General features: G+C 72.9%; 20 protein-coding genes. 13 read left to right on the top strand and 7 right to left on the bottom strand.

Going from position 1 to position 23991, the window contains the following annotated elements; genetic code table 11:
* Nucleotides 1-533 precede the first annotated feature (533 nt).
* Entirely contained in the window at nucleotides 534-1400 is an 867-nt protein-coding gene (locus ACMATS_RS15610) for an alpha/beta fold hydrolase (protein ID WP_390780441.1), read from the top strand.
* A 131-nt stretch (nucleotides 1401-1531) separates the two neighbouring features.
* Entirely contained in the window at nucleotides 1532-2935 is a 1404-nt protein-coding gene (locus tag ACMATS_RS15605; protein WP_414168214.1) for an FAD-dependent monooxygenase, read from the top strand.
* A 172-nt stretch (nucleotides 2936-3107) separates the two neighbouring features.
* Here the strand turns inward: ACMATS_RS15605 and ACMATS_RS15600 are convergent, their stop codons facing one another.
* Complete coding sequence (locus ACMATS_RS15600) at nucleotides 3108-3782, bottom strand: bifunctional DNA primase/polymerase (RefSeq protein ID WP_390780443.1); 675 nt, start codon at nucleotides 3780-3782, stop codon at nucleotides 3108-3110.
* 341 nt (nucleotides 3783-4123) lie between these two features.
* Between ACMATS_RS15600 and ACMATS_RS15595 the strand changes: the two genes are divergently transcribed.
* The 4 genes from ACMATS_RS15595 to purU all read left to right on the top strand — a co-directional run bounded on the left by ACMATS_RS15595 (nucleotide 4124) and on the right by purU (nucleotide 8534).
* Entirely contained in the window at nucleotides 4124-5512 is a 1389-nt protein-coding gene (locus tag ACMATS_RS15595; RefSeq protein WP_390780444.1) for a transcriptional regulator, read from the top strand.
* A 190-nt stretch (nucleotides 5513-5702) separates the two neighbouring features.
* Nucleotides 5703-7052, top strand: a complete 1350-nt coding sequence (locus ACMATS_RS15590) for a hypothetical protein (RefSeq protein ID WP_414168213.1) — start codon at nucleotides 5703-5705, stop codon at nucleotides 7050-7052.
* A 71-nt stretch (nucleotides 7053-7123) separates the two neighbouring features.
* Nucleotides 7124-7570, top strand: coding sequence for an SCO4402 family protein (locus tag ACMATS_RS15585; protein WP_414170733.1), 447 nt, complete (start codon nucleotides 7124-7126; stop codon nucleotides 7568-7570).
* A gap of 70 nt (nucleotides 7571-7640) precedes the next feature.
* The gene (gene purU, locus ACMATS_RS15580; RefSeq protein WP_414168212.1) at nucleotides 7641-8534 is read left to right on the top strand and encodes a formyltetrahydrofolate deformylase; all 894 of its coding nucleotides are present in this window, start codon (nucleotides 7641-7643) and stop codon (nucleotides 8532-8534) included.
* A gap of 110 nt (nucleotides 8535-8644) precedes the next feature.
* On the opposite strand, the gene ACMATS_RS15575 is transcribed toward purU, so the two are convergent.
* The gene (locus tag ACMATS_RS15575; protein WP_414168211.1) at nucleotides 8645-9907 is read right to left on the bottom strand and encodes a maleylpyruvate isomerase N-terminal domain-containing protein; all 1263 of its coding nucleotides are present in this window, start codon (nucleotides 9905-9907) and stop codon (nucleotides 8645-8647) included.
* Nucleotides 9904-10467, bottom strand: a complete 564-nt coding sequence (locus ACMATS_RS15570; protein WP_390780448.1) for an RNA polymerase sigma factor — start codon at nucleotides 10465-10467, stop codon at nucleotides 9904-9906. The genes ACMATS_RS15575 and ACMATS_RS15570 overlap by 4 nt, the downstream gene beginning before the upstream one ends.
* Nucleotides 10468-10816: 349 nt before the next feature.
* On the opposite strand from ACMATS_RS15570, the gene ACMATS_RS15565 reads away from it, so the two are divergent.
* Nucleotides 10817-11197, top strand: coding sequence for an STAS domain-containing protein (locus tag ACMATS_RS15565; RefSeq protein ID WP_390780449.1), 381 nt, complete (start codon nucleotides 10817-10819; stop codon nucleotides 11195-11197).
* 7 nt (nucleotides 11198-11204) lie between these two features.
* Here the strand turns inward: ACMATS_RS15565 and ACMATS_RS15560 are convergent, their stop codons facing one another.
* The 3 genes from ACMATS_RS15560 to ACMATS_RS15550 all read right to left on the bottom strand — a co-directional run bounded on the left by ACMATS_RS15560 (nucleotide 11205) and on the right by ACMATS_RS15550 (nucleotide 14590).
* Nucleotides 11205-12341 carry a sensor histidine kinase gene (locus ACMATS_RS15560; RefSeq protein ID WP_390780450.1) on the bottom strand — a complete coding sequence of 379 codons (1137 nt, stop codon included), beginning with the start codon at nucleotides 12339-12341 and terminating at the stop codon, nucleotides 11205-11207.
* Nucleotides 12338-13042, bottom strand: a complete 705-nt coding sequence (locus ACMATS_RS15555) for a response regulator (protein WP_390780451.1) — start codon at nucleotides 13040-13042, stop codon at nucleotides 12338-12340. Before ACMATS_RS15555 ends, ACMATS_RS15560 begins: the two co-directional genes overlap by 4 nt.
* 165 nt (nucleotides 13043-13207) lie before the next feature.
* On the bottom strand, nucleotides 13208-14590 hold the full coding sequence (locus tag ACMATS_RS15550; protein WP_390780452.1) for a helix-turn-helix domain-containing protein: 1383 nt from the start codon (nucleotides 14588-14590) through the stop codon (nucleotides 13208-13210).
* A gap of 87 nt (nucleotides 14591-14677) precedes the next feature.
* On the opposite strand from ACMATS_RS15550, the gene ACMATS_RS15545 reads away from it, so the two are divergent.
* The 3 genes from ACMATS_RS15545 (at nucleotide 14678) to ACMATS_RS15535 (ending at nucleotide 17947) form a co-directional block, all read left to right on the top strand.
* Nucleotides 14678-15991: an alpha/beta fold hydrolase gene (locus ACMATS_RS15545; RefSeq protein WP_414168210.1), complete on the top strand. Its 1314-nt coding sequence runs from the start codon at nucleotides 14678-14680 to the stop codon at nucleotides 15989-15991.
* 112 nt (nucleotides 15992-16103) lie between these two features.
* The gene (locus tag ACMATS_RS15540) at nucleotides 16104-17384 is read left to right on the top strand and encodes a M64 family metallopeptidase (RefSeq protein WP_414168209.1); all 1281 of its coding nucleotides are present in this window, start codon (nucleotides 16104-16106) and stop codon (nucleotides 17382-17384) included.
* Between the two features lie 137 nt (nucleotides 17385-17521).
* Nucleotides 17522-17947 carry a VOC family protein gene (locus ACMATS_RS15535; protein ID WP_390780454.1) on the top strand — a complete coding sequence of 142 codons (426 nt, stop codon included), beginning with the start codon at nucleotides 17522-17524 and terminating at the stop codon, nucleotides 17945-17947.
* A 232-nt stretch (nucleotides 17948-18179) separates the two neighbouring features.
* Here ACMATS_RS15535 and ACMATS_RS15530 read toward each other — a convergent pair whose 3' ends face one another.
* Nucleotides 18180-19367: a winged helix DNA-binding domain-containing protein gene (locus tag ACMATS_RS15530; protein ID WP_414168208.1), complete on the bottom strand. Its 1188-nt coding sequence runs from the start codon at nucleotides 19365-19367 to the stop codon at nucleotides 18180-18182.
* Nucleotides 19368-19530: 163 nt separating this feature from the next.
* Between ACMATS_RS15530 and ACMATS_RS15525 the strand changes: the two genes are divergently transcribed.
* The 3 genes from ACMATS_RS15525 (at nucleotide 19531) to ACMATS_RS15515 (ending at nucleotide 23987) form a co-directional block, all read left to right on the top strand.
* Complete coding sequence (locus tag ACMATS_RS15525) at nucleotides 19531-20607, top strand: serine hydrolase domain-containing protein (RefSeq protein WP_390780456.1); 1077 nt, start codon at nucleotides 19531-19533, stop codon at nucleotides 20605-20607.
* Between the two features lie 82 nt (nucleotides 20608-20689).
* The gene (locus ACMATS_RS15520) at nucleotides 20690-22276 is read left to right on the top strand and encodes a serine/threonine-protein kinase (protein WP_414168207.1); all 1587 of its coding nucleotides are present in this window, start codon (nucleotides 20690-20692) and stop codon (nucleotides 22274-22276) included.
* Nucleotides 22277-22394: 118 nt separating this feature from the next.
* Nucleotides 22395-23987 carry a succinic semialdehyde dehydrogenase gene (locus ACMATS_RS15515; RefSeq protein ID WP_414168206.1) on the top strand — a complete coding sequence of 531 codons (1593 nt, stop codon included), beginning with the start codon at nucleotides 22395-22397 and terminating at the stop codon, nucleotides 23985-23987.
* The last annotated feature ends 4 nt before the right edge of the window (nucleotides 23988-23991 follow it).

Raw genomic sequence — 23991 nt, 5'->3', positions numbered from 1 at the left:
GACGCTCCCCCAGCTACCTCTGAGGTGCCCCCAGGGGCGGCAGGTGCCGCCCCTTCCGATCGACTTCCCCTGTTTCCGCCCGGAGTCGGCGGAATCGGCGCGCCCGGGCCCGAGCCGTGCCAGGCTGGCGCTGAGGCATATGCACACGCGCGCCGCCGACCGGGGGAGGGGGCTTGGGTCCGATGAGGCCGCTGGGGCGTCCCGATGCTCCGTATGCCGCCGTTGTCCTGCACGACGAAGGGCCCCGGCGCCCTGTCGGGCTGCCGGGGCCCCACCTCCCCGTAATCCCCCGTGGCGACCCGGAGCCCCGAGCTCCCAGGGTGCGCCGCGCGGACCTTCTTCCCCGAGCGGTCCGCGCCCAGGTCGATTCCTCCCCGTGGTGCAGACGGCCAATCCTGCCGCCCGGTCACTCGAACGAGGGGTGTTGCGCGTCGTAACCGTGTATTCGAATAGGCGTTCAATAAAGTGAAGCTGCCAGTCAGGCTGCCGGTTCAGGTGGAGCTGCTCGGGGGAGAAGCGAGGTGCCAGGAGTCATGGTGCGGCGTATCGAGGTGAGCGGTAGCGGCGGAGTACGGCTTGCCGCCTGGGAGTTCGCCGACCCGCCGGCGGCCGCCGGGGCCGGTGGCCGGGGTCCCGGCGGAGTGCTCCTGCTCCACGGCCTGCTGGGCCGCGCCGCGCACTGGACGGAGACCGGTCGCTGGCTCTCCCCGCGCCACCGCACGGTGGCCCTCGACCAGCGGGGCCACGGCCGCAGCGACAAGCCGGTCGGCGGCCCGTACGTCCGCGAGGCCTATGTGGCCGATGCGGTGGCCGCCATCGAGCAGCTCGGCCTGGCGCCCGTGACCCTCGTCGGCCACGCCATGGGCGCCCTCACGGCCTGGCAGCTGGCCGCCCGGTACCCCGAGCTGGTGCGGGCGCTGGTCATCCTGGACATGCGGGCCTCCGCCCTGGGCGCGGCCACCCAGCGCCAGTGGACGGAGTGGTTCCGCTCCTGGCCGGTCCCGTTCGCGACGCTGGCGGACGTGCGCAAGTGGTTCGGCGAGGAGGACCCGACGCTGGAGAAGCCCGCCCCGGCCCGCGGCGACTTCTATGCCGAGGTGATGGCCGAGCGGGCCGACGGCTGGCGGCCGCTGTTCTTCCGCCGCCAGATGCTGGCCGCGCGCGAGGCCTACGCGCACGACGCGCACTGGGAGGAGCTGGCCATGGTCACGTGCCCGACGCTCGTCGTGCGCGGCCTGGACGGCGCCCTCGGGCGGGCCGAGGCCCAGGAGATGGTCCGCGTCCTGCCGCGCGGTCAGTACGCGGAGATCCCCGACGCGGGGCACCTCGTCCACTACGAGCGGCCGGACAGCTGGCGGCGGGTGGCGGAGCCCTTCCTGGACGCGGCTGTTCCGGCTTAGGAGGCTTGGGGGGAGAGCGGAGGCGCGTTAATTCAACGGGCGTTGACATAACCCGCTGCCGGGTGTCCACTGGCAGTAGGCACAGCACCGTGCCGCGCAGCCGCACAGCGGCCGTCCCTCGGGAGTCAGCCATGTCCGCCATGCCCGCTCGCCCCGAACGCACCGCAGACGTCCTCGTCGTGGGAGCCGGCCCCACCGGGCTGCTGCTCGCCGGCGATCTCGCCGCCGCCGGCGTCCGCGTCGTCGTGCTGGAGAAGCGCGCGCAGGAGTCCAACCTCACCCGGGCCTTCGCCGTCCACGCCCGCACCCTCGAGGTGCTCGACGCCCGCGGCCTCGCCGAGAAGCTCCTCGCCACCGGCAGCTTCCTCCCCGGCATCCGCTTCTTCGGCCCCACCCGCGCCGACCTGACCCGGCTGCCCACCCGCTTCGCAGGTGTCCTGATGACCCCGCAGTACGAGACGGAGCGCGTCCTGGAGGAGCGTGCCCTCAAGCTCGGAGTCGACATCCGGCGCGGCGCCCGGCTGACCGGACTGCGGCAGGACGCGGACGGGGTCGAGGCGGACGTCGAGGGCGCCGACGCACCGCTCCGCGCGCAGTACGCGGTCGGCACGGACGGGGTGCACAGCGCGGTCCGGGAAGCGCTCGGCATGCCGTTCCCCGGGCAGTCCGTCATGCGCTCGGTCATGCTGGCGGACGTCCGCCTGGACGCCCCGCCCGAGGCGCTGCCCGCCTTCCGCGGGGTCGGCGCAGGATTCGCCTTCCTCGCGGCCTTCGGCGACGGCTGGTACCGCGTCATCGCATGGGACCGCGGCAGCGACCTGCCGACGGACGCGCCCGTCGACATGGACCGGCTGCGCGCCGTCGTACGCGCCGCGTTCGGCACCGACTTCGGCATCCGGGACGAGCGGTGGACCTCCCGCTTCCACAGCGACGAGCGCCAGGTGCCGCGGTACCGCCAGGGCCGGGTGTTCCTGGCGGGCGACGCGGCCCACGTGCACTCGCCCGCGGGCGGCATGGGCATGAACGCCGGCCTCCAGGACGCGGCCAACCTGGGCTGGAAACTGGCGGCCGTGCTCGCCGGCCGCGCGGACGACACCCTCCTCGACAGCTACCACGAGGAACGGCACCCCGTAGGGGCGGCGGTCCTGCGCATGAGCGGCGCACTGATCCGCGCGGCGCTCGCCGACACCCGGCTCAAGCGGGGTGCACGCAACGCGGCGGTCGCGGCAGGCTTCCTGGCGCCGTTCGCCATCGACCGGGCGATGATGTTCGTCTCGGGCATCGGCATCGCCTACCCGGCACCGCCCGGCGCGCACCGCCTGGTCGGACACCGCGCACCGGACGTTCCCCTGGCGGAGACGGAGGAGGGGCCGTCACGGCTGTACGAGGCGCTGCGCGCGGGGTCGTACGTACGGGTACTGCCGCGGGGGGCCAAGTCCGCGCCGGAGGGCGGGGTTCTCACTGTCGTGAGGGCGGATGCGGGGCAGACGTCGTTGCTGGTCCGCCCGGACGGGTATGTGGCGGAGGCCAGTTGAGAGGCAGCGCCCCGAAGGGGCGCGGGGCTGTTGACATATGCGGCTCCGCCGCGTGGGCGCGACCAGCCACAGCGCGCCCGCAGACGACGCACTGCCTCAGGGGTCCGGGGCGAAGCCCCGGGGACGTCGACCGCGGGAGCGGGGCGCTGCCGAACACCCCGGTGCCGCCGCGTCAGCGGCACCGCGCATCGGCCGCCTCGCGGCCACACGCATACGCCAACGAGCTGACAAGCTCCTCCGCGTCCGGCAGCCACCGATTGGCTGCCGTCGGCTGCCGCGCCCACAGCACCCGCCCCCGGTTCCCGACGCGGGTCGGCGGTGCGACCACGTAGTCGCCCTCGCCCCGGGCGACCAGGTCCAGCGTGGCCGGCGACCAGCCCAGCTTCCGCGTCGCGTCCGGCACCTTCAACGCCCCGCCCGGCAGCACGAAGAACAGCATCCGCCGGAACGGCGTGCAGGTGACCGGGCCGAGTTCGATGCCCATGCGCTCCATGCGCGCCAGCGCCAGGAAGCCGGCGGATTCGGAGACGTCGAGCGCGTCGAAGGTGCGACCGGTCGGCAGGATGATCGCGGCACGGGGATGTTTCGTCCACATCCGGCGTGCCGTCGAGGCGCTGCCGGTGGCCTGTTCCGCCCAGTCGGGCCGGGTCGGATGGGCGCCCGGGGCCGGGCAGTCGGGCTCGCCGCAGGAGCAGCGCTCCCTGCCGTCGACGGCCTCCAGCCAGGTGCCTGCGATGACGTCCCAGTGCCGCTCTTCCGCGTATCGTGCCGCGGCCTCGAGCACGTGCTCGCCGCGTTGTTGGGGGATGCGCGGTGCTCCTACTCCGATGGTCTCTTCCACGCTCATCACAACTCCCCTTGTCACCAGGGGTTACGGCTGTCGCACGGGGATGTGGCGGATCGGGTGTCGGACGAGGTTGACAGCAGCCCTTGATCCGTAACAGCACGCGGGGCGCACGGAGGCATGGACGGGGGCGCAGGTGCGGCTTCACCGCCGCGAAGGGGTAGCCACTGGGGCGGCGGGCGCCGACCTCGTCATTACGGCTATAGATGGCAATACCCGTAATTCCTGCATTCTCCGGATATTCAGGGGGCAAAGATCACAGGGGAAGGCGTTCACAGCTGTCTCAGCTTCTCCGCTTCTCGCGGTCCACATCGCGAACGCATAGCAGTCTCAGGGGGTTCAGCATGGCGGCAAGGCCGCTTGTGGCGCGGCAGCCGAACGAACGGCTGCAGGCGCTGATCCAGGAAGCCGGCTGCTCCAACGCCGGGTTGGCGCGCAGGGTCAACATGTGTGGCGCGGAGCACGGTCTCGATCTGAGGTACGACAAGACCTCCGTCGCGCGGTGGCTGCGCGGTCAGCAGCCGCGCGGCCGCGCCCCGGCCGTCATCGCCGAGGCGCTCGGGCGGAAGCTCGGCCGTACGGTCACGATCGACGAAATCGGCATGGCGAACGGCAAGAACCTCGCCTCCGGCGTCGGACTCCAGTTCTCCCCAACGGTGTTGGGTGCGATCGAACAGGTCTGTGAGCTGTGGCGCAGTGACGTCGGGCGGCGCGACTTCCTGAGCGGGACGTCCGTGGCGTCGTCCGCCCTCGTGGAACCCAGCCGCGACTGGCTGATCACCGCGGCCGATCCACAGGTCGCCCGGAGCGCGGGCGCGCGGGTCGGGGTGTCCGACGTGGAGGCCGTGCGTGCCACGACCGAAGCACTGGTCGAACTTGACCACCGTTACGGCAGCGGGCACGTGCGCCCGGTCGTCGTGCACTACCTCAACAGCGTGGTCTCCGGACTGCTGGCCGGTTCCTACCGGGAGGCCGTGGGGCGGGAGTTGTTCGCCGCAGTGGCCCGCCTGACGGAACTCGCGGGCTACATGGCCGTGGACACCGGGCAGCCCGGTCTCGCCCAGCGCTACTACATCCAGGCCCTCCGGCTGGCCCAGGCGGCCGGGGACCGGGGGTACGGCGGGTACGTGCTGGCGGCGAGCATGAGTCATCTGGCCGCCTCGCTGGGCAATCCGCGGGAGATCGCCCAACTGGCGAAGGCCGCGCAGGAAGGGGCGCGGGGCCAGGTCACACCGCGGGTGGAGGCGATGTTCTACGCGGCCGAGGCGCGCGGTCACGCGCTCCTGGGGGACGCGCGCTCCTGCCAGACCGTCGCGGCCAAGGCGGTGACCAAGCTCGAGGAGGCCGACAACGGGCCGGACTCCGGCGACGACCCGGCCTGGATCCGGCACTTCGACCGGGCGTACCTGTCGGACGAGTTGGCGCACTGCCACCGTGACCTGGGCCAGGCGGAACCGGCCCGGCGGCATGCGGAGGACGCGCTGCACAACCACCCGCAGGGCCGGGTGCGGCGCCGGGCGATCGGCATGCTCGTCCTGGCGACGGCGCACGTGCAGCAGCGCGAGGTGGAGGAGGCGTGCGTCACCGGGACGCGGGCCCTGGAACTGCTGGGCACACTGCGGTCGAACCGGGGCGCCGAGTACCTGGACGACTTCCGGCAGCGGCTGGAGCCGTACCGGGACGAGCCGGTGGTACGGGAGTTCGGGGCGCGACTGGAGATGCAAGCGGCATAACGGGCGGCGCAAAGAGAGGCAAAGCGTGATGTACAGAGCGACGTAAGGAGGGACGACCCAGGACGCCGGGCGGGCCGGCTGCGACCTGCCCGGCGTCCGGGAGCGCATGGGGTTCACTGTCCCGGCGCGGAGCGCACCCGGTAGCGTGAGCTGCCGGTTCACACGCCCCGTACAGCCTGAGGAGTCCCCGGTGACGCAGAACGGACAGGGAAACGAGCCGCAGTTCCCTGCGGTGCGTGCCCCGTTGCCTCCGGAGGTTCCTCCGGGTGCCTCGGACGCCGCCACCCAGTACCTGCCGCCGCTGCCGGGCGGCCCTCCGCCGATACCGGGGCCGATACCCGGGTCGATACCCGGGCCCATGCCGGCCCCCGAGGCGGCATCGGCGGCGACGCAGTACCTGCCGCCCGTGGTCAACGAGAGCGCGGCGACGCACTACCCGACGCCCGTTGCCCACGAGGCCGCGGCCACGCAGTACCTGCCGCCCGTGGTCAACGAGGGCTCCGCCACGCAGTACCTGCCGCCCGTTGCCGACGGGGACTCGGCCACCCAGTTCCTGCCGCCCGTGGTCAACGGGGACGCCGCCACCCAGTTCATGCCTCCCGTCGGGGGCGCCGCCGAGGCGGCCACCCAGTACATCGCGCCCGTCGCCGGACCGGCCGGCGCACCCGGCCCGCTGCCCGCGCCCCACGGGGACCGCACGCCCCCCAGGGAGTTCGACACCCTTTTCCGTGCGGCCGCGCCCACGCAGCAGCTGCCGCCCGTTCCGCCGGCCGCACCGGCTGCCTCCCGGCGCAGACAGCCGTCACCCGTGGGCCCGCCGCCCGGCAGCACGGCACCGCCGCTGCCCGGGCACGCGACCCCGCCGCCCGCCAAGCGGAAGAAGTCACCTGTCGTACTGGTCACGGCCGTTGTGGCCGGCTGCGCCGTCGCCGGGCTCGGTGCCGGTGCGCTGCTCAGCGGCGGTGGTGACGACAAGAGCAGAGACCAGCGGACCTCCGAGAACACAGCGGCCAGTGCGCCGCCCGCCTCGACCGCGCCGAGCGACAGCCCTGCCGCCACGACCCCGGAGCCGAAGCCGGCCGACCCGGCCGAGGGGCAGGCCAAGGCGCTGGACGCCCTGCTGAAGGACAGCTCCGGCAGCCGGGACGCGGTCATCAAGGCCGTCGACTCCACCCGCAGCTGCAAGGACCTCGACAAGTCGGGCGCCGACCTGCGCACGGCCGCGGACCAGCGCAACGGCCTGGTGGGCCGGCTGCAGCAGACGCCCATCGACAAGCTCCCCGGCAACGCGGACCTCTCCGCCCAGCTGACCAAGGCCTGGCAGTCCTCCGCCTCGGCGGACAGCCACTACGCGGCGTGGGCCGGCCAGGTCGGCGGCAAGCACGGCTGCGAGAAGGGGCATGCCCGTCCGAGCGGCGACAGCGTGGCCGGCGACCGGGCGAGCGGGGACGCGACCGCGGCGAAGAAGAAGGCGGCCGACCTGTGGAACCCGATCGCCAAGAAGTACGGGCTGACGCAGCACGAGTGGTCCCAGCTGTGAGTGGGAACGTACGATCGACTGCTGTGCAAGGTTCGGAGAAGTCTTCCCGTCGCGGCCGCCGCTCGACCACCATGGACGGCATGCCGCTCAATGACATGCCGTGGTGGCGCTGGCGCGTGAACGTCCGCTCGGCGCTGCACATGCTCTCGGACCCGGCGTTCCAGCAGGAGTGCTGGCTCACCGGCCGCGAGGGCTACGGAGATGTGACCGACGCCGTCTACCGCCTGGTCGAGGACACCTGGCTGGACAACTGGTCGGCCGAGAAATACGTCGGCACGGTCTTCCGGGACTCGGGTGAGGCCGCGCTCGTCGACGTCGCCGTCCTGCGGGTGCTGCGGATCATGCACCAGGTCGGGGCGGACGCACCGGTCTCCGCCTATCTCGAGCACCACGGCTGGCCCGAGGCGGTCCGGGCGGCACGCGAGGCACACGTCCGGATGGCCGTGAGCGACGGGGACGACCCGGACGCGCCGCCGCGCTCGATCGGCGTGCTGGAGGCGCTGCTCACCCACGCCTGAGCCACGGGCGGGGGTGAGAGGGGAAGCTGGGGGTCCGGAAGGGGCCGCGGGTGTGCGACGCTATTGGGCTATGAACGCCTCGCAGCCCCCCGTCGCCGAAAAGGCCCCCGAGCAGTCCGGCCAGTACGTCCTCACCCTCTCCGGTCCCGACAAGCCGGGCATCGTGCACGCGGTGTCCAGCTACCTGTTCATGACCGGCTGCAACATCGAGGACAGCCAGCAGTTCGGAGACCGCGACACCGGGCTCTTCTTCATGCGCGTGCACTTCAGCGCGGAGGCGACCGTGACGCTGGAGAAGCTGCGGGCCAGCTTCGCCGCCGTCGGGGACTCCTTCCGCATGGACTGGCAGATCCACCGCGCCGACGAGAAGATGCGCATCGTGCTGATGGTGTCCAAGTTCGGACACTGCCTGAACGACCTGCTGTTCCGCAGCCGGATCGGGGCGCTGCCCGTCGAGATCGCCGCGGTGGTCTCCAACCACACCGACTTCGAGGAGCTCGTCGGCTCCTACGGCGTTCCCTTCCACCACATTCCGGTGACGAAGGAGAACAAGGCGGAGGCGGAGGCGCGGCTGCTGGAGCTCGTCCAGTCCGAGAACGTGGAGCTGGTCGTCCTGGCCCGCTACATGCAGGTCCTCTCCGACGACCTCTGCAAGGTCCTCACCGGCCGGATCATCAACATCCACCACTCCTTCCTGCCGAGCTTCAAGGGCGCACGCCCGTACCACCAGGCGCATGCGCGCGGTGTGAAGCTGATCGGTGCGACCGCGCACTACGTGACGGCCGACCTCGACGAGGGCCCGATCATCGAGCAGGAGGTCGAGCGGGTGGGCCACGAGGTGACGCCCGACCAGCTGGTCGCGATCGGCCGCGACGTGGAGTGCCAGGCGCTGGCGCGGGCCGTGAAGTGGCACAGCGAGCACCGGGTGCTGCTGAACGGGCGCCGGACGGTGGTGTTCACGTAGAACGCGCCCCGTAAGGGGCGCGGGGAACTGCGCGAGCAACCACGAACGGCCCGCACGGGCCGACATTGGCCGCCGCGGCGGGGGAGCTGGGGGCGAAGAGCCCCCGGCCCTCACAGCCGCGACAGCGACGCGGCGGCGTACAGCACGTCCCGAATGGCCTCGGCATCCCCGAGCCCACCGGCAGCCGCATCCCCCGGCGCAACCCGGCCGGAGGCCAGCCGGCAGAACTCCACCCCCTCCACCGCCACATGCGCCACTTCGCCCTCCGCGCTGCCCACCGCTCCGGGTGAGTCCAGCGGGATGTACCAGTGGCCGCCCCCGCTGCCCTCGATCTCCAGGTGCAGCGACCGGCCGACCGTCCCGACGGGTACCAACTCCCGTGCTGGCGCGGCCAGTCCGGCCCGCCGTCGTCCGGCGATCACGGTGGGCAGCAGCCGGGCCGCCAGGTCGATCATGCGGTGGAGGTGCGTCGAGGAGGGTGCCGTGTACGGATAGGCGACCGCCTCCGCGATGTCCCCGGCGTGCACCCAGCATTCGAAGGCGCGGTCCAGGAAGGAGTCCCGCAGCGGCAGGGCGAACGGGCCGTACTCCACGGCGAGTCCGGCCACCCGGTCGGCATCGAAGGACGCCTTCCGTATCAGTGACCGCCCCTGGTCCCGCCACGCCGCGTGGACGGCTGCGGGCTCGCGCCCGGCGCCGTCGGCGGCCCAGTACGCCTCCGTCCGCGCGGTCGGCGAGCGGAGCGAGGCACAGGCGTCCCGGTCCACCGCCTCCAGCGGGTCCCGCAGCCCCAGCGCGCCGGCGACGATGCCGTCGACCGTCATCAGGTGCGTGATCACCGCGGCGACCGTGGTGTCGCGCCCCACCGTCTCCCGTCCGTCGAACCACATGAGCCGCACCGGCGCCCGCCACTCCGCCTCGCCGATGTCGTGCAGCAGGGCGTCGAGCCGGGCGGCCTCGGCCTCGTAGGGCGCGGCCCAGTCGGGCACGGGGATGCGGGCGGGGCGGCGGCTGAGGGCACCGGCGAGAACGCGGGAGCGCAGTCCGGGGTCGAGGTCGAGGCTGTCCTCGGGGTGCAGCAGGGCGACCGCGTCACGCAGGCGGACGGCCTCGTCCGCGCAGCTCGCGCAGTCGGTCAGGTGCCCCTCGACGGCTGCCGTCTCCTCGGCCGAGCAGGCGGCCAGTGCCCAGGCGCCGAGCAGGGACTTGAGCACCGGGTGCGGGAGCGCCGGGTGCGGGAGCGCCGGCCGCGGCGCGGCCGTCTCCGGTGCGTCCGGTGCGCCCGCCCACGGCGCACTGTCCTCCGCAGCGGCGCGCGGTCCCGGGACGCGCGGGGGCGCATCGGAGCGCCGGGGGTCGTCCGTGCCGCTCATCGCGCCGCCCCGCAGCCGGGCGGGGGGACGGGGCGCGGGCCCTGGTGCGCGGTGGAGAGCAGCTGCAGGCCGAGGCGGAGCCGGCGGCGGGCCTCGTCCTCGGTGACGCCCAGGCGGGCGGCGGCCTGGCGGTAGTCGAGGCGCCGGAAGTAGGCGAGGTCGAGGGCGGCGCGCAAGGGGGCGGGCATGGAGGTGACGATGTAGTCGGCGCGGGCGGCGGTGGAGGCGGTGCGGACCTTCTCCTCGATCTCCTCGGGCCCGGCCGTGCCGTCGTCCTCGGTGCGGCGCAGCCGGCCGACCGCCTGCCGGTGGGCGAGTCCGGCGATCCAGGCGCGCAGCGAGCCGTGCCGGGGGTCGTAGGCCTCGGGGTGCTCCCAGGCCTGGCCGAAGACCTCGCGCGTGACCTGGTCGGCGCCGTGCTCGTCGTCGAGGACCCGGTGGGCGATGCCGTGCACCAGCGAGGCGAAGCGGTCGTAGAGCTCGCCCAGGGCCGCGGCTTCGCCGTGGGTGAGCCGTTGGTGCATCCGGCGGTCCCACCGGGGTGGTGCCTCGTTCGTCATGCCGCCCCTTCCGTACGTACTCCCCTTCCGTACGTAGTGACGAATGTAGCCGCGGGCCTCCGTCGGGGATATGAGTTTGCGGCAAACTCTGGATCTTCGGTTGCTGCGGATGGTATGGGGCCGGTCACTTTGGGTCGATCTGGTCGATCGGTACGGATCGTACGTGCACGAATGTGCCGATGTGTTATGCGGGTGTGACCGGAACCAGGGGAATCCAGGGTTCGGGCTGGGCATAGGCTCAACAGCGGCCGGCTTATGCCAGGTGGTGTTTCACGGGGGAGCTCCCGGGCAGCCACCAGGGGAAGGGTCCATTCCGGATAACGAACGAACTGGGGAAGGGGCTCGGCGCGTGACATTGAAGGTGGTGGGGCACGAGCAGGGGGAGTGGGCCGTGCTCCGGGTCTGCGGCGAGATGGATCTGGTGACCTCACCGGCGGTCCGGCAGCATGTGCACGACGCGGTCGCCGAGGGGCGCAGGTCCCTGGTGCTCGATCTCGGCGAGGTGCGGTTCTGCGACTCCAGCGGGGTGGGCGTGCTGATCGCCGCCCGTCGGCTGATGCGCTCCTGCCAGGGCAGGCTGCGGCTGATCCTGCCCGCCCAGGGAGCCGTGGAGGGCTCCCACGTCAACAGGGTGCTGGCCGCGCTGGGGGTGCGCCGCCTCTTCGAGGTCTACCCGGATCTGGACAGCGCCACGGCGGAGCCCACCGGCACCCGCCCGCTGTCGGCCTGAGCGCCCGCTACGGCCGCTCCTCCCGCGGGAACCGGGCGCGTACGACGAAGCCGCCCTCCTCCGTGGTGTGTGCCTCCAGCGTGCCGCCCAGACTCTGGGCCCGCTCGCGCAGCCCCACCAGGCCGTGGCCCCCGCCGGGCAGCCCCGGCGCCGGCACGGCCGAGTCCGCCGGGCCGTTGCGCACCTCCACCAGCAGGCCCCTGCCCCGCTCCTCCGCCACCCGCACCAGCACCTTCGAACCCGGCGCGTGCTTGCGCACGTTGGTCAGCGCCTCCTGCACGGTGCGGAAGGCCGCCCGCTCGACGGCCTCCGAGCGCCGGGCGTCGGGCGCGGTCACGTCCTCGAACGCGACGTCCAGCGCGCTCAGTTCGATCAGCCGGGGCAGATCCGCCAGCCGCGGCTGCGGCGTGAGCTCCTCGGTGTCGGCGCCGGCCGCGCGCAGGATCCCGACCATGTGGCGCAGCTCGTCGAGCGTGCGCACGGACAGTTCACGGATGGTGCCGGCCCCGGCCCGCGCCCTGCTGTCGTCGGTGCTGACCTGCACGGCCCCGGCCTGGAGGCTGATCAGACTGACCTGATGGGCCACCACGTCGTGCATCTCCCGGGCGAGCCGGGCGCGTTCGGTGGCCAGCACCTGGTCCGCCAGCAGCCGGTCCTCGCGGGCCCGGCTGCTGGTCAGCTCGTCGAGCCGGTCGGCGAGTTCACGGCGGGTGCGCACGAGCAGACCCAGGGCGATGGGGGTGGCGGCGTTGACGAGCGCGTCGGCGGCGGACAGACCGGTCTGCCGCGCGCTGCCCCACTGCGAGGCGGGATACGGGACGAAGTGCGCCACGGCCAGCAGCAGGCCCGTGCCGAGCAGCAGCCGGCGGTCCGGCCTGCGGACCGCGATCGTGTACAGCGCGATGAGCGGCGCGAACCAGATGTAGCCGATGTGCAGGCCGGGCAGGGTGACCAGGAAGACGGCCACGGGGAAGCGGCGGCGCCACAGCAGGACGACCGCGGCCAGGAGTGACAGCCAGAGCGCGAGGGACGGCGCGGTCCCGTTGACGAGCAGCGCGTCCGCCGTGGCGAACAGCATGGGCGCGACGACCGGGGCCCACGGGGGCCACGGGAACGTCCTGAGCCGCGCTGCCACGGTGCTCATCGGGCGCCGCCCTCGCTCCGGGCCGCGTCCGTGGGTCTTCGGGGCTCCGTGGGGCGGCAGGCGGTGACCAGGCCCGCGCGGTCGGCGACGATCGCGGCCTGCACCCGGTTGACGCCGCCGAGCTTGCCGAGGACGGCCCGCACGTGGTCCTTGACCGTGCTGGGCGCCAGGCCCATGCGCTCGGCGATCTGCGGGTTGGCCAGGCCCGTGCCGAGGTGGGCCAGCACCTCGCGCTCGCGCGGGGTGAGGGACCGTACGGCCTCGGCCGCCGCGGTCTCGGCCTCCGCGGCCAGATAGCCGCCGATCACGGCACGCGTCACGCCCGGGTCCAGCACGCTGCCGCCGGAGGCGAGGGTGCGCACCGCGCGGACGAGCTGTTCCGGGTCGGTGTCCTTGAGGAGGAAGCCGGCGGCGCCGTGGCGGAGCGCGGCGGCGAGGTACTCCTCGGCGTCGAACGTCGTGAGCATGGCGACGGCCGGCGGCTGCGGGGCGGCGCGCAGGGCGCGCAGCACGGTCAGGCCGTCCACGTCCGGCATGCGGATGTCCAGCAGGACCACGTCCGGGGTGCAGGCGGTGATCACGGCCACGGCCTCGCCGCCGCCGCAGTCGGCGATCACTTCGATGTCCGGGGCCGTGCCCAGGATCATCCGCAGCCCGGACCGGACGAGCTGTTCGTCGTCCACCACCGCAACACGGATCACCGGCTGCTCCTCGTTCGTCCTACTGTTCGTACCCCTCCAGCCTGCCGTACGGCTCGGACATCCGCGGATTCGAGCGCCGTAAGGGGGCGCCCCGTAAGGGGCGCGGGGAACTGCGCGAGCAACCACAGCCGGCCTGCAGCCGAAATGCGGCCCTACCGGCGGAGCCTACGGCCGAGGCCACTGAGGCGGCGCGGTAGGCGCCGGCCCGAGCGTGGTGGTGCCGGGCGCAGCCCGATGCCCCAGCCCCGTCCGATAGGCGTCCAGCGCCGCCTCCGTACGGCCCGTACGCCGCAACAGATCACCGAGCAGCCGGCACAGATCGGCCAGATCCCCGGCGGCACCGGTCCGCTCCAGCAGGGAGAGGGCGGCACAGTAGTGCTCCTCGGCCCGGTCCGTGTCACCCCGGTCCTCGGCGATCAGCCCGAGGAGACGGTGGGCCCCGCCCGCATGCACCGCACCCCGCTCCGCGCCCAGCGCATCGGGCGACAGCAGTGGATGCAGCAGCTCCTCGGCCTCCGCCGTCTTGCCGCGCCGCCGCAGCACGTCCGCCAGCTCCACCTCGACCTGGACCGTGAAGAGGGCGGCCCGCTTGGAGGCCAGCATGTCGCGCGCGGTGCGCAGCTCGCTCTCGGCCTTGCGCAGATTGCCGTCCTGGGCGTGCACGTAGCCGCGCATCCAGTGGCAGTGGGCGAGCTCGGTGCGGATGTGCAGCTGCCGGTAGAGCTCCTGCGCCTTGGCCAGGGAGGCGTCGGCCTCGGCGATCCGGCCCTCGGCGATGAGCGTGCGGGCCACGCCCCGGTGCATGCCGGCGACCAGCGCGGGGTTGTCCACCTGGGGCGCGAGGGTCAGTGCGAGCTCCGCGGCGTGCGCGGCGCGTGCGTGCGCTCCCATGTCCATGTAGGGCGCGATGGAGGCGGTGTAGAGCAGCAGGAGCGCGTCCGGGTCGTGCATGCCGGAGGCGTTGAGCTCGTCGACGGCCGTCTCCAACAGGTAGCAGGAGTAGCGCAGTTCGCCGGCCAGGAGGTGGGCCGTGGCGCGCCCGCGCAGGGCCGGGACGCGGCGCGGCAGCGGTTCGTCGGCCAGCAGCGCCTCGGCCTCGGCGAAGCGGTCGCGGGCGTCGGTGAGGTCGCCGGTCTCCAGGGCGCAGTCGCCGAGGCCCTGCAGGGCGGCGGCCTGCTCGGGGACGAGGCCCAGGGCGGCCGTCTCGTCGTGGAGGGCACGGAAGAGGGCCGCCGCGTCCTCCGCCTCGCCGGTCGCCAGCGTGCGGCGGGCGTCGGTCAGCCGCATCCGCAGGCCGGTGGCCAGGTGCGGCGGACGGCCGGTGGTGAGTTCCTCGACGGTGGTGCCCAGCCGTCCGGCGAGGTGCCGCAGGGCGGTCTCCGAGGGGCGGACCTTGCCGGCCTCGAGCGTGGAGATGTAGGCGGCCGTGTAGGCCGGTTCGGCCAGCTGTTTCTGGGTGAGCCCTGCCTTCGTGCGCAGCCGCAGGACGCGCCGGCCGATGTCGGCGGGGTCGTCCGTCCGTATGCCGTGGGTGATGTTCTCGGCCACTTTCGCCCCTCGGTGCCTCGCTCGGTACATTGCGCCGTGTTTCACACCGTGCCGTAAATCTGCTTACGTGAGGATGCGATCGTGCCGATGTCCCCCGAAAGGGCTGCTGCCTCTTCCGTCCGCCAGCCCGGCCTCGTCCTCACCGACCACTTCTTCGACGTCCCCCTCGATCATGCGGTTCCCGGCGGCGAACGGATCCGGATATACGCGCGCGAGGTCGTCGCCGCCGGGCGTGTGCGGGACGAACTGCCCTGGCTGGTCTATCTGCAGGGCGGTCCCGGCTGTGCGGCCGGCCGTCCGGTGGGCCGCGAGGGCTGGCTGGACCGGGCGCTGGACGAGTACCGCGTTTTGCTGCTCGACCAGCGCGGGACCGGACGGTCCACGCCCGCGAACCGGCAGACCCTTCCGCTGCGCGGCACCCCGGCCGAACAGGCCGCGTACCTGGCCCACTTCCGGGCCGACTCGATCGTCCGCGACTGCGAGTACATCCGGCCGCTGCTGACGGGCGGGCGGCCGTGGAGCGTGCTGGGGCAGAGTTTCGGCGGTTTCTGCGCGGTGACGTACCTGTCGTACGCGCCGGAGGGGCTCGCCGAGGTGCTGATCACCGGCGGCCTGCCGTCCCTGGATGCCGATGCGGACGACGTCTACCGCGCCGCCTACCCGCGCATGGAACGCAAATGCCTTGCGCACTACGCCCGCTACCCCGGTGACGAGGCCGCCGCACGGCGCATAGCCGCGCACCTGGCGGCGCACGAGGAAGTGCTCCCCGACGGCACGCTGCTGACCGTCGAGGCCTTCCAGCAGCTCGGCATCCTCCTCGGTACGGGCGACGGCTCGCACCGCCTGCATTACTTGCTGGAGGACGCCTTCGTGGACACCGTCTCCGGGCCGCGCCTGTCCGATGCTTTCGGTGAACAGGTCGCAGCTGTGCTCACACGCGCCGACAACCCGCTCTACGCCATTCTCCACGAGGCTATTTATGCCCAGGACGGGCGCGCGACGCACTGGTCGGCGGAGCGCATACGGGCGGAATTCCCGCAGTTCGAATGCCATTTCGAGCCCGGTGGGCGTTTTCTCTTCACCGGAGAGACCGTCCATCCCTGGATGCTGCACACCCATCCCGCCCTGCGCCCCCTGCGGCACACCGCCGAACTGCTCGCCGGACGCAAGGGCTGGACGCCGCTGTACGACGCCGAGCGGCTCGCCCGCAACGAGGTGCCGGTGGCTGCTGCCGTCTATCACGACGACCTGTACGTCGACACGGAGCACTCGCTGCGCACAGCGCGCGCCATCGCGGGGCTGCGGACGTGGGTGACGGACGAGTACGAGCACGACGGGGTGCGGGCAAGCGGCCGGGTGGTGCTGGACCGGTTGATAGGGCTTGTCAGGGGAGAGGTCTGAGCGGTCGGTTGAGCCGCAGGCATTGTCATGGGACGGTCGCGCCTCTACGTTAAGCCGCGCATTAAAGCGACTTGAGTCGCCGCTTTTGCGGCGGTCTTCGAGAGGACCCCCCATGCGCAGACGAATATCGCTGGCGGTGGGCGTGGCGGTCATGGCCGCGCTCGCCGCCCCTGCCGCTGCGGCACAGCAGCCGCACCCCCAACGACAGCAGGACGTCGAGTACTTCACGGAGCCGGGCGGTCACCCGCATCACGCCCGGCTCCCCGTCTCCACTACCCCGGTCAGGCCGCTCAGACCCTCGTTCAAGGGGGACGGCGACGTCACGTCGATCGTGAACAACGGCCCGGTGAACAGCAAGCTGGACGTCGTCTTCATCGGCGACGGCTACACCGCCGGCCAGCAGGAGGCGTTTCACGCCGCAGTGCGCGCCAAGTGGGCCAAGATGTCGGCCGTCGAGCCGTACGCCTCGTACCGCAATCTCTTCAACGTGTGGGCTGTGGACGCCGTTTCACGGGACTCCGGCGTGTCGGGCGACCCCGCGCAGGGCGTGAAGAAGGACACCGCACTGGGCTCGGGCTTCTTCTGCGACGGCATCGAGCGGCTGCTGTGCGTCGACACGGCGAAGGTGGAGCCGTATGCCGCCAAGGCGCCCGCGGCGGACCTGGTGGTGGTGCTCGCCAACTCCGCCAAGTACGGCGGTGCGGGCTACAACGACGTGGTGTCGAAGGTGGGTTACGACGGCATAGCGACGGCGTCGTCCGACAACGACCGCTCGGACCAGATCGCGGTCCACGAGACGGGACACTCACTGGGCAAACTTGCCGACGAATACCAGTACGACGAGTACGGCACCTACACGGGCGCCGAGCCGCACGAGTCCAACATCAGCACGCTGAGCGCAGGGCAGATGCAGGCGCAGCGGACGAAGTGGTACCGCTGGCTCGGACAGCCGTCGCCCGACGGCGGTGTCGTCGACACGTTCGAGGGGGGCGGCTACTACCCCAAGGGCCTGTTCCGCCCCACCGACAACTCGATCATGCGGTCGCTGGGCAGGGAGTTCAATCTGCCGGGACGCGAGGCGATGATCGCGGGCTTCTACCGTCATGCGAGCGTCCTGTCGAGCAGTGCGCGGACGGATGTGACGGTCCGGAGGAGTGAACGTCTGACCGTCCGGTTGGCCGCACGGTCGGTGGCGGTGCGCTGGTACGTGGACGGTCACGAGGTGGCGGCGGCGCGAGGCCGGCTCGCGGTGGTGCCGCGCTCCCTGGGTGTCCGGGCCGACGGGCGCACTCACACGGTGACGGCCCGCGCGACCGACCGGACGGGGGCGGTGCGCGACCCGGAGATCCTCAAGCGGATGTCGGGCGACCTGACGTGGCGGGTGGCCGGCTGAGGGGCTTGGCTGTCGACGGGCTACAATTTTAGACAAAGTCCAATTCTTCCGTGGTCCGTCCCCTCGGGCCGCGGAAGAATGGTCCGAGCAGGCAGCCGAAGACAGCCTGATCGCCAGTCGAAAGGTTGGGGTCCGCCATGGCAAACGAGCTGAACCACATCATCGTGCACGTCAAGGACCGTCATCGGACGGCCGAGTTCCTCACCGAGCTGACGGGCACCGGCAAACCGGTGGACTGGGGGCGCTTCACCCAGGTCGCCTCGTCCAACGGGGTCGGCGTCGACTTCGCCGACGACCTGGTGCCCGCGGACGCCATCAACGGGAGCCACCTCGCCTACCTCGTCACCGACGAGGAGTTCGACGCCATATTCGGCCGAGTCACGGAACGCGGACTGCGCTACTGGGCCGACCCCGCGCACCGCGTCGAGGGTGAGATCAACACCGAGTACGGCGGCCGGGGCTTCTACACCGAGGACCCGGGCGGCACCCTCAACCTCGAGTTCATGACCACGCCGTACGGGGACGAGCCGACCGGTCGGACGTCGCCGCCGTCACGCCACTAGGGTCTAGCGCCCTGTCAGGGGCGCGGGGAACTGCGCGATCAGCCACCGACGGCCTGCAGTCGGCGCACTGCACCCGGGTCCGGGGCGAAGCCCCGAGAACCTCGGCTGCGGGTGCGTCGTGGCCGGTCGCGCAGTTCCATGCGCCCCTTCGGGGCGCACCGCACCCACGAGCGAAGATCCGCCGGACAGGTCCGGGCCCAGCGCCCCGAAGGGGCCCGGGGCCGCAGCCGGACTACCGCACCTCCCGCGGAGCGCTCAGCTCCCGCTCCAGCGGCGTGCGAAACCGGGGCGTGACCCGGACCTCCCCGATCCAGGCGGACAGCCGCTCCGCCTCGGCCGCCACCGCCGCCTTCGCCTCGCGGCCCACGCGGTCCAGCGCGCGCCAGACGACCTCGCCGTCCGCGCGCTGGGCCCAGCCGCCCACGATGCGCCCGTTCCACCAGACGGTGGGCCCGATGTTGCCCGCGCGGTCGAAGAGCGCGGGGACGTGGCCGGGGGACAGGTACCAGTCGCGCTGCCGCCAGCCCATGGAGGTCGGGTCGAGCCCGGGGAGCAGGGCGGCCCAGGGCTCGGCGGCCTCCCCGCCCTCGAGATCCTCCGGGAGCACGTACCCCGTCCCCTCCGTCAGCTCCACGTCCACGGCGCCCACGTCCGCCAGCGCCTTGCGCGTGTCGCCCAGCGTCCAGCCCGTCCACCACTTGAGGTCGGCCTCGGTGGCGGGCCCGTACGAGGCGAGCCAGCGCCGCGCCAGTTCGGCCTTGGCCTCCCGCACCGGGAGCTCGGGCAGTTGGGGGACGAGCGCCCACGGGTACATGCTGCTGGTCCACGAGCCCCGCGGCCGTGCGCGGCGCAGGTGCCCGTCCGAGGCGAGCAGCCGAAGGACCCGCGAGCCGACGCTCTGCCGGGCCTCGTACGGCTTGCCGGGCGAGACGACCATCGTGTCGCGCAGGGCGGGCACGGCCTTGCCCAGTTCCGCGGTCGTCGCCTCGCCGCGCTCGGCGAGGGCGGCGAGCACGGCGCGCTCGGTGCCGGCGAGGCGCTCCTCGTCCCAGTCGGGCAGGTGCGCGTGGAGGTGTTTGACGAGGACGGCCCGCTCGCGGACGGCGATGGCGCGGGCGGTGGACGAGTAGACGTACGGGGCGAGTTCGGTGGTGACGGCGAAGAGGGTGCGCCGCATGGAGAGCAGCTTGACGAGGGAGACGTCGTCGTAGAGCCCGCGCTCCACCTCGCCCGCGGAGGGCTCGGCGAGCCGGGCGCAGGCCGAGAGGTAGACGGTGGCGGCGTCGCTGGCGTGCAGGCCCACGAGGGCGTCGGCGACATCCTCGACGCGCGCCGCGCGCCGGCCGGGGGCGAGGAGGTGCCGGTGCCCGAGCCGGGCGCGGCGCTGCTCGTCGGTGATGCGGGGGAGGACGGTGCTCATGGGGCGACGGTACGGGGTGAGTAGGTCGGTTCCTGTCCTCGTTCCGGGAGGGGCGCGTCGCCGGGAGCGGTGCACCCGAACACACCCCGTAGGGGTCCGGCTGGGGGCAACGTCCGGGCTCGTCCCGGATGTTCGGCGGCGGCCCCGCGGACAGACTCGACGCATGGACACGCTGAAGCGCAACGCCTGGGGGCCGGCCTTCGCCGCCCTGCTGGCGGCGACCACCGCCGGACCGTCGCTCGACAGGGACGCCCTGCGCCGTTCCGTCGCGGGACTTCCGGATGCCGACGTCACGGGCGCCCTGGTCAGGGTCGCCGGATCCGCCGGCCACTGGTGGGGCGTGTCCGGCGTGGCCGACGCGGGCACCGGCGCCCCGGTGCGCTCCGATTCCTCTTTCCGTATCGGCGGCATCACCCGGCTCTTCACTCACGCGGTGATGCTCCAGCTGGCGGGCGAGCAGCGCGTCGACCTCGGCACCCCGGTCGTGCGGCACCTCCCCGGCCTCCTCCCGGAGTCCCACCGGCAGGTCACCGTCGGCCAGTTGCTCGACGGCACGAGCGGCCTGCCCGCACTGCCCTCCCTGACATATGGGGACGGCTCGAACGAATGGTTCACGGAGCACCGTTTCGATTCTTGGAGTCCGGAGCGGATCGTGCGCGAAGCGCTCAAGGAACAGCGGGAGTTCACCCCGGAGGCGGCCGAGCCGCGCAACGGCATCGAGGACCTCCTGGCCGGCCTCGTCATCGAGGAGATCACCGGCCGCTCCTTCGCCCGCGAGGTGCGCGAGCGCATCGCGCGCCCGCTAGGCCTGCGCTGTACGCACGTGCCGGACGCGGACGACGTCACGCTCCCGGAGCCGTGCTCCCACACCTACGTGGCGACCGGCGGCGGCCTCACCGATGTGACGGCGCGCAGCCCGCACGCCTGGGCGGCCGGGGGCATGGTCTCCACGGCGGCCGATCTGGACCGCTTCCTCACCGCCCTGCTCGAAGGACGCCTGCTCGGCCCCGCACAGCAGGAACTCCTGGCCACCCACGGCGGGTTGGAGCGCACCGTCCTGCCGGACGGCAGGGAGCTGCTGGGTGCGACGGGCTCCGGCCCCGGTTTCGTCTGCGGTGTCCTGGCCGCCCCGGACCTCTCGCGACGCGTGGCGTACTCCCTCGCCTGCATACGCGCACAGGGATCCGGCGAAATACCTTGCGTACAGGGCATCGTCGAGGCGGCGTTCCGCACCGGCTGAGGCGCACTGCAGCGCCCCGAAGCACCCCGACGCGTGCCGCACGGACGCCGTCGGCCGGGAGACGTTGCGGCAAGATGGGCACATGGGGACCTTCGCTGCCCCCGGCGGCCTGCTCGCCGGGCGCTACCGGCTCGGCCGGCGGATCGGGCGCGGCGGGATGGGCACCGTATGGCGTGCCACGGACGAGCTGCTCGCCCGCGAGGTCGCGGTCAAGGAACTGCACGTGGGCGACGCCGACTCCGCGCGCGACAACGAGGCCCAGCGGGAGCGCACCCTGCGCGAGGCGCGCACGGTGGCGTTGATCAAGCATCCGAACGTGGTCGTGCTGCACGACATCGTCGAGCAGGGCGGGCGGCCCTGGATCGTCATGGAGCTGGTCGAGGGGCGTGCGCTGTCCGATCTGCTGGCGGCCGACGGCCCGGTGGGCGCGGGGGAGGCTGCGCGGATCGGGGTCGCGATGCTGGGGGCGCTGCGTGCGGCGCACGCGCGCGGCGTGCTGCACCGGGACATCAAGCCGCCCAACGTCCTGCTGGAGGCCGGCACGGGGCGTGTCGTCCTGACGGACTTCGGCATCGCACAGGTCTCCGGGGCGACGACGATCACCGAGACCGGCGCGTTCGTCGGCTCCCCCGAATACACCGCGCCGGAGCGGATGTCGGGCGGGCGCGCGGGGCCGGAGTCCGATCTCTGGTCGCTGGGCGTGCTGTTGTGCACGGCGCTCAGCGGGTCGTCGCCGTTCCACCGGGATTCACTGGGCGGCATCCTGCACGCGGTCGTCCACGACGAGATCCGCCCGCCCGCCGCCGCGGGCCCGCTGCTGCCGGTCGTCCGGGGGCTGCTGGAGCGCGACCCGGCGCGGCGGATGAGCACCGACCGGGCCGAACAGCTGCTGCGCGCCTACCTGGAGACGGGCAACGCCTCCGTGGGGGTGGCCTATACGCCCACGGAGCGGAGCGTCCAGCTGCCCGTGCTCCCGGCCACCGCGCTCACCCCCGGCCGCGGGCGCACCGCGCTGATGGCCGCCCTCGCCGTGGCGACCCTGGCCGGCATGGGCGCCGGGCTGGCCGCGCTGCTGATGCACCCGGGCGCGGGCCGCACGGACGGCAGGCCCCCGCACTCCGCCGTCACGGACATCACCGGCACCAGCGCCTCGGCCCCGTCCGTCCCGGAGGCGTCGGCCAGCGCTGCCGTGTCCGCCCCGGAGGGGTTCCACGCGGTGCAGGACCCGGCGGGCTTCGCCCTCGCTGTCCCCGACGGGTACGTCCGCTCCTTCGAGCCGCCGCGCGTCTTCTACTACTCGCCGGGCAAGGAGTTCCGCATCGGCGTCCTCATCCAGGACCCGCAGGAGGGCGGCCCGATCGGGGTGATGCGCAGTGCCGCCGCCCTCGCGCCCGACCGCTACCCCGGCTATCGCGACGGCCAGGTCGAGCGGACCACGTACAAGGGACTCAAGGCCGCCTCCTGGGAGTTCAGCTGGGACGGCTTCGCGGAGAGCGAGAGCAAGGCACCGCAGGGCGACCGTCACACGTACGACATCTCGTGGGACGAGGCGGACAAGATGTACGACGTCTGGGTGTCCTCGCCGCTCGCCAAGTCGGCAGAGGGCAAGCGGTACTTCGACGTCGCACTGGACACCTTCGCCCGCATCAGGCCACGGTCGGGACCGTAGGGCCTGCCGTAGGGCCTGACCCAGGGCCTGTCCTGGGCCGTTGCCCGAGTGGCCCGGGTCGCAGAATGAGGCTACTGACGGGTACCCAAAGCGTCCGAGCACGCCTACGCTCGCCCCCATGACGGAATCGCGGCACAGCAATCCCCTCGCCCCGGCCGGCGCCCGTACCGCTGCCGACGTGGTCACCCCGGCTCTCGTGGCCCGTCTCACCGCCGGCGTCACCGGCTCCGGCAGCACCGTGAGCCACGCACCGTTCACCGGCGAGGTGCTGGCCCAGCTGCCGGAGTCCACTCCCGAGGACGTCGCCGCCGCGTTCGAGCGGGCCCGCGAGGCACAGCGGCACTGGGCCGCCCGCTCCGTGCGCGAGCGCGCAGGCGTGCTGCTGCGGTTCCACGACCTCGTGCTGCGCCGCCAATCCGACATCCTCGACCTGATCCAGCTGGAGACCGGCAAGGCCCGGCTGCACGCGCACGAGGAGGTGCAGGCGGTCGCCGTGGCCGCCCGTCACTACGGCCGCAGTGCCCCCGCCTACCTCCGTCCGAAGCGTCACACCGGCGTCATCCCCACGCTCACCCGGGTCACCGAACTGCGCCGCCCGCGCGGTGTCGTCGGGCAGATCGCGCCCTGGAACTACCCGTTCGAGCTGTCGGTCGGCGACGCGTTGCCCGCCTTCGTCGCGGGCAACGCCGTCGTGATGAAGCCCGACACCCAGACCGCCCTGACCGCGCTGCTGGCGCGCGAGCTGCTGATCGAGGCGGGGCTCCCCGAGGGCGTCTGGCAGGTGGTGCTCGGCGAGGGCCCGGTCGTCGGCCCGGAGGTGACGGACCGGGCGGACTACGTCTCCTTCACCGGCTCCACCCGCACCGGCCGCGAGGTCGCCCGCAGCGCGGCCGTCCGGCTGGTCGGCTGCTCCCTCGAACTCGGCGGCAAGAACGCCATGCTGGTGCTGCGCGACGCCGACATCGAGAAGGCGGCGGCCGGTGCCGTCCGGGGCTGCTTCTCCTCCGCCGGACAGCTGTGCATCTCCATCGAGCGCCTCTACGTGCACGCCTCGGTCGCCGACGACTTCCTGGCCCGCTTCGCCGCCCGGACCCGGGCGATGCGGCTGGGGACGGCGCTCGCCTACGGCGCCGACATGGGCTCGCTGGTCTCGCAGAAGCAGCTGGAGAACGTCACCCGGCACGTGGACGAGGCCGTGGCCAAGGGCGCCACGCTCGTCGCGGGCGGCCGCCACCGGCCGGACGCCGGGCCGCTGTTCTACGAGCCGACCATCCTCGACGGCGTCGAGCCGCCCATGGCGGTGTGCACGGAGGAGACGTTCGGCCCGGTGGTGTCCGTCTACCGCTTCACCGACGAGGACGAGGCGGTCCGGCTGGCCAACTCCACGCCGTTCGGCCTCAATGCGAGCGTCTGGACGGCCGACGGGCGGCGCGGCCGGGAGATCGCGGCACGGCTGAAGGCGGGCACCGTCAACGTCAACGAGGCGTACGCGGCCGCCTACGGCAGCGCCCAGGCACCCATGGGCGGCATGGGCGACTCCGGGCTGGGCCGCCGCCACGGCTCGGAGGGCATCCTCAAGTACACCGAGGCCCAGACCGTCGCGCAGCAGCGGGTGATGCCGCTCGGCCCGGCGTTCGGCATGGACGACGAGAAGTACGCACGGCTGATGACGGGCGGACTGCGCGCGCTGAAGGCGCTGCGCCTGCGCTGAGGAG

Source organism: Streptoverticillium reticulum (assembly GCF_047456005.1).
GTDB lineage: Bacteria > Actinomycetota > Actinomycetes > Streptomycetales > Streptomycetaceae > Streptomyces > Streptomyces reticulum.
This window is presented reverse-complemented; position numbering and strand designations above follow the sequence as displayed.

Bases quoted from the DNA above. Each gene is read 5' to 3' on its own strand.
- ACMATS_RS15610 (WP_390780441.1), top strand. From the start codon at position 534: ATGGTGCGGCGTATCGAGGTGAGCGGTAGCGGCGGAGTACGGCTTGCC.
- ACMATS_RS15605 (WP_414168214.1), top strand. From the start codon at position 1,532: ATGTCCGCCATGCCCGCTCGCCCCGAACGCACCGCAGACGTCCTCGTC.
- ACMATS_RS15600 (WP_390780443.1), bottom strand. From the start codon at position 3,782: ATGAGCGTGGAAGAGACCATCGGAGTAGGAGCACCGCGCATCCCCCAA.
- ACMATS_RS15595 (WP_390780444.1), top strand. From the start codon at position 4,124: ATGGCGGCAAGGCCGCTTGTGGCGCGGCAGCCGAACGAACGGCTGCAG.
- ACMATS_RS15585 (WP_414170733.1), top strand. From the start codon at position 7,124: ATGGACGGCATGCCGCTCAATGACATGCCGTGGTGGCGCTGGCGCGTG.
- purU (WP_414168212.1), top strand. From the start codon at position 7,641: ATGAACGCCTCGCAGCCCCCCGTCGCCGAAAAGGCCCCCGAGCAGTCC.
- ACMATS_RS15575 (WP_414168211.1), bottom strand. From the start codon at position 9,907: ATGAGCGGCACGGACGACCCCCGGCGCTCCGATGCGCCCCCGCGCGTC.
- ACMATS_RS15570 (WP_390780448.1), bottom strand. From the start codon at position 10,467: ATGACGAACGAGGCACCACCCCGGTGGGACCGCCGGATGCACCAACGG.
- ACMATS_RS15560 (WP_390780450.1), bottom strand. From the start codon at position 12,341: ATGAGCACCGTGGCAGCGCGGCTCAGGACGTTCCCGTGGCCCCCGTGG.
- ACMATS_RS15545 (WP_414168210.1), top strand. From the start codon at position 14,678: ATGTCCCCCGAAAGGGCTGCTGCCTCTTCCGTCCGCCAGCCCGGCCTC.
- ACMATS_RS15540 (WP_414168209.1), top strand. From the start codon at position 16,104: ATGCGCAGACGAATATCGCTGGCGGTGGGCGTGGCGGTCATGGCCGCG.
- ACMATS_RS15535 (WP_390780454.1), top strand. From the start codon at position 17,522: ATGGCAAACGAGCTGAACCACATCATCGTGCACGTCAAGGACCGTCAT.
- ACMATS_RS15530 (WP_414168208.1), bottom strand. From the start codon at position 19,367: ATGAGCACCGTCCTCCCCCGCATCACCGACGAGCAGCGCCGCGCCCGG.
- ACMATS_RS15525 (WP_390780456.1), top strand. From the start codon at position 19,531: ATGGACACGCTGAAGCGCAACGCCTGGGGGCCGGCCTTCGCCGCCCTG.
- ACMATS_RS15520 (WP_414168207.1), top strand. From the start codon at position 20,690: ATGGGGACCTTCGCTGCCCCCGGCGGCCTGCTCGCCGGGCGCTACCGG.
- ACMATS_RS15515 (WP_414168206.1), top strand. From the start codon at position 22,395: ATGACGGAATCGCGGCACAGCAATCCCCTCGCCCCGGCCGGCGCCCGT.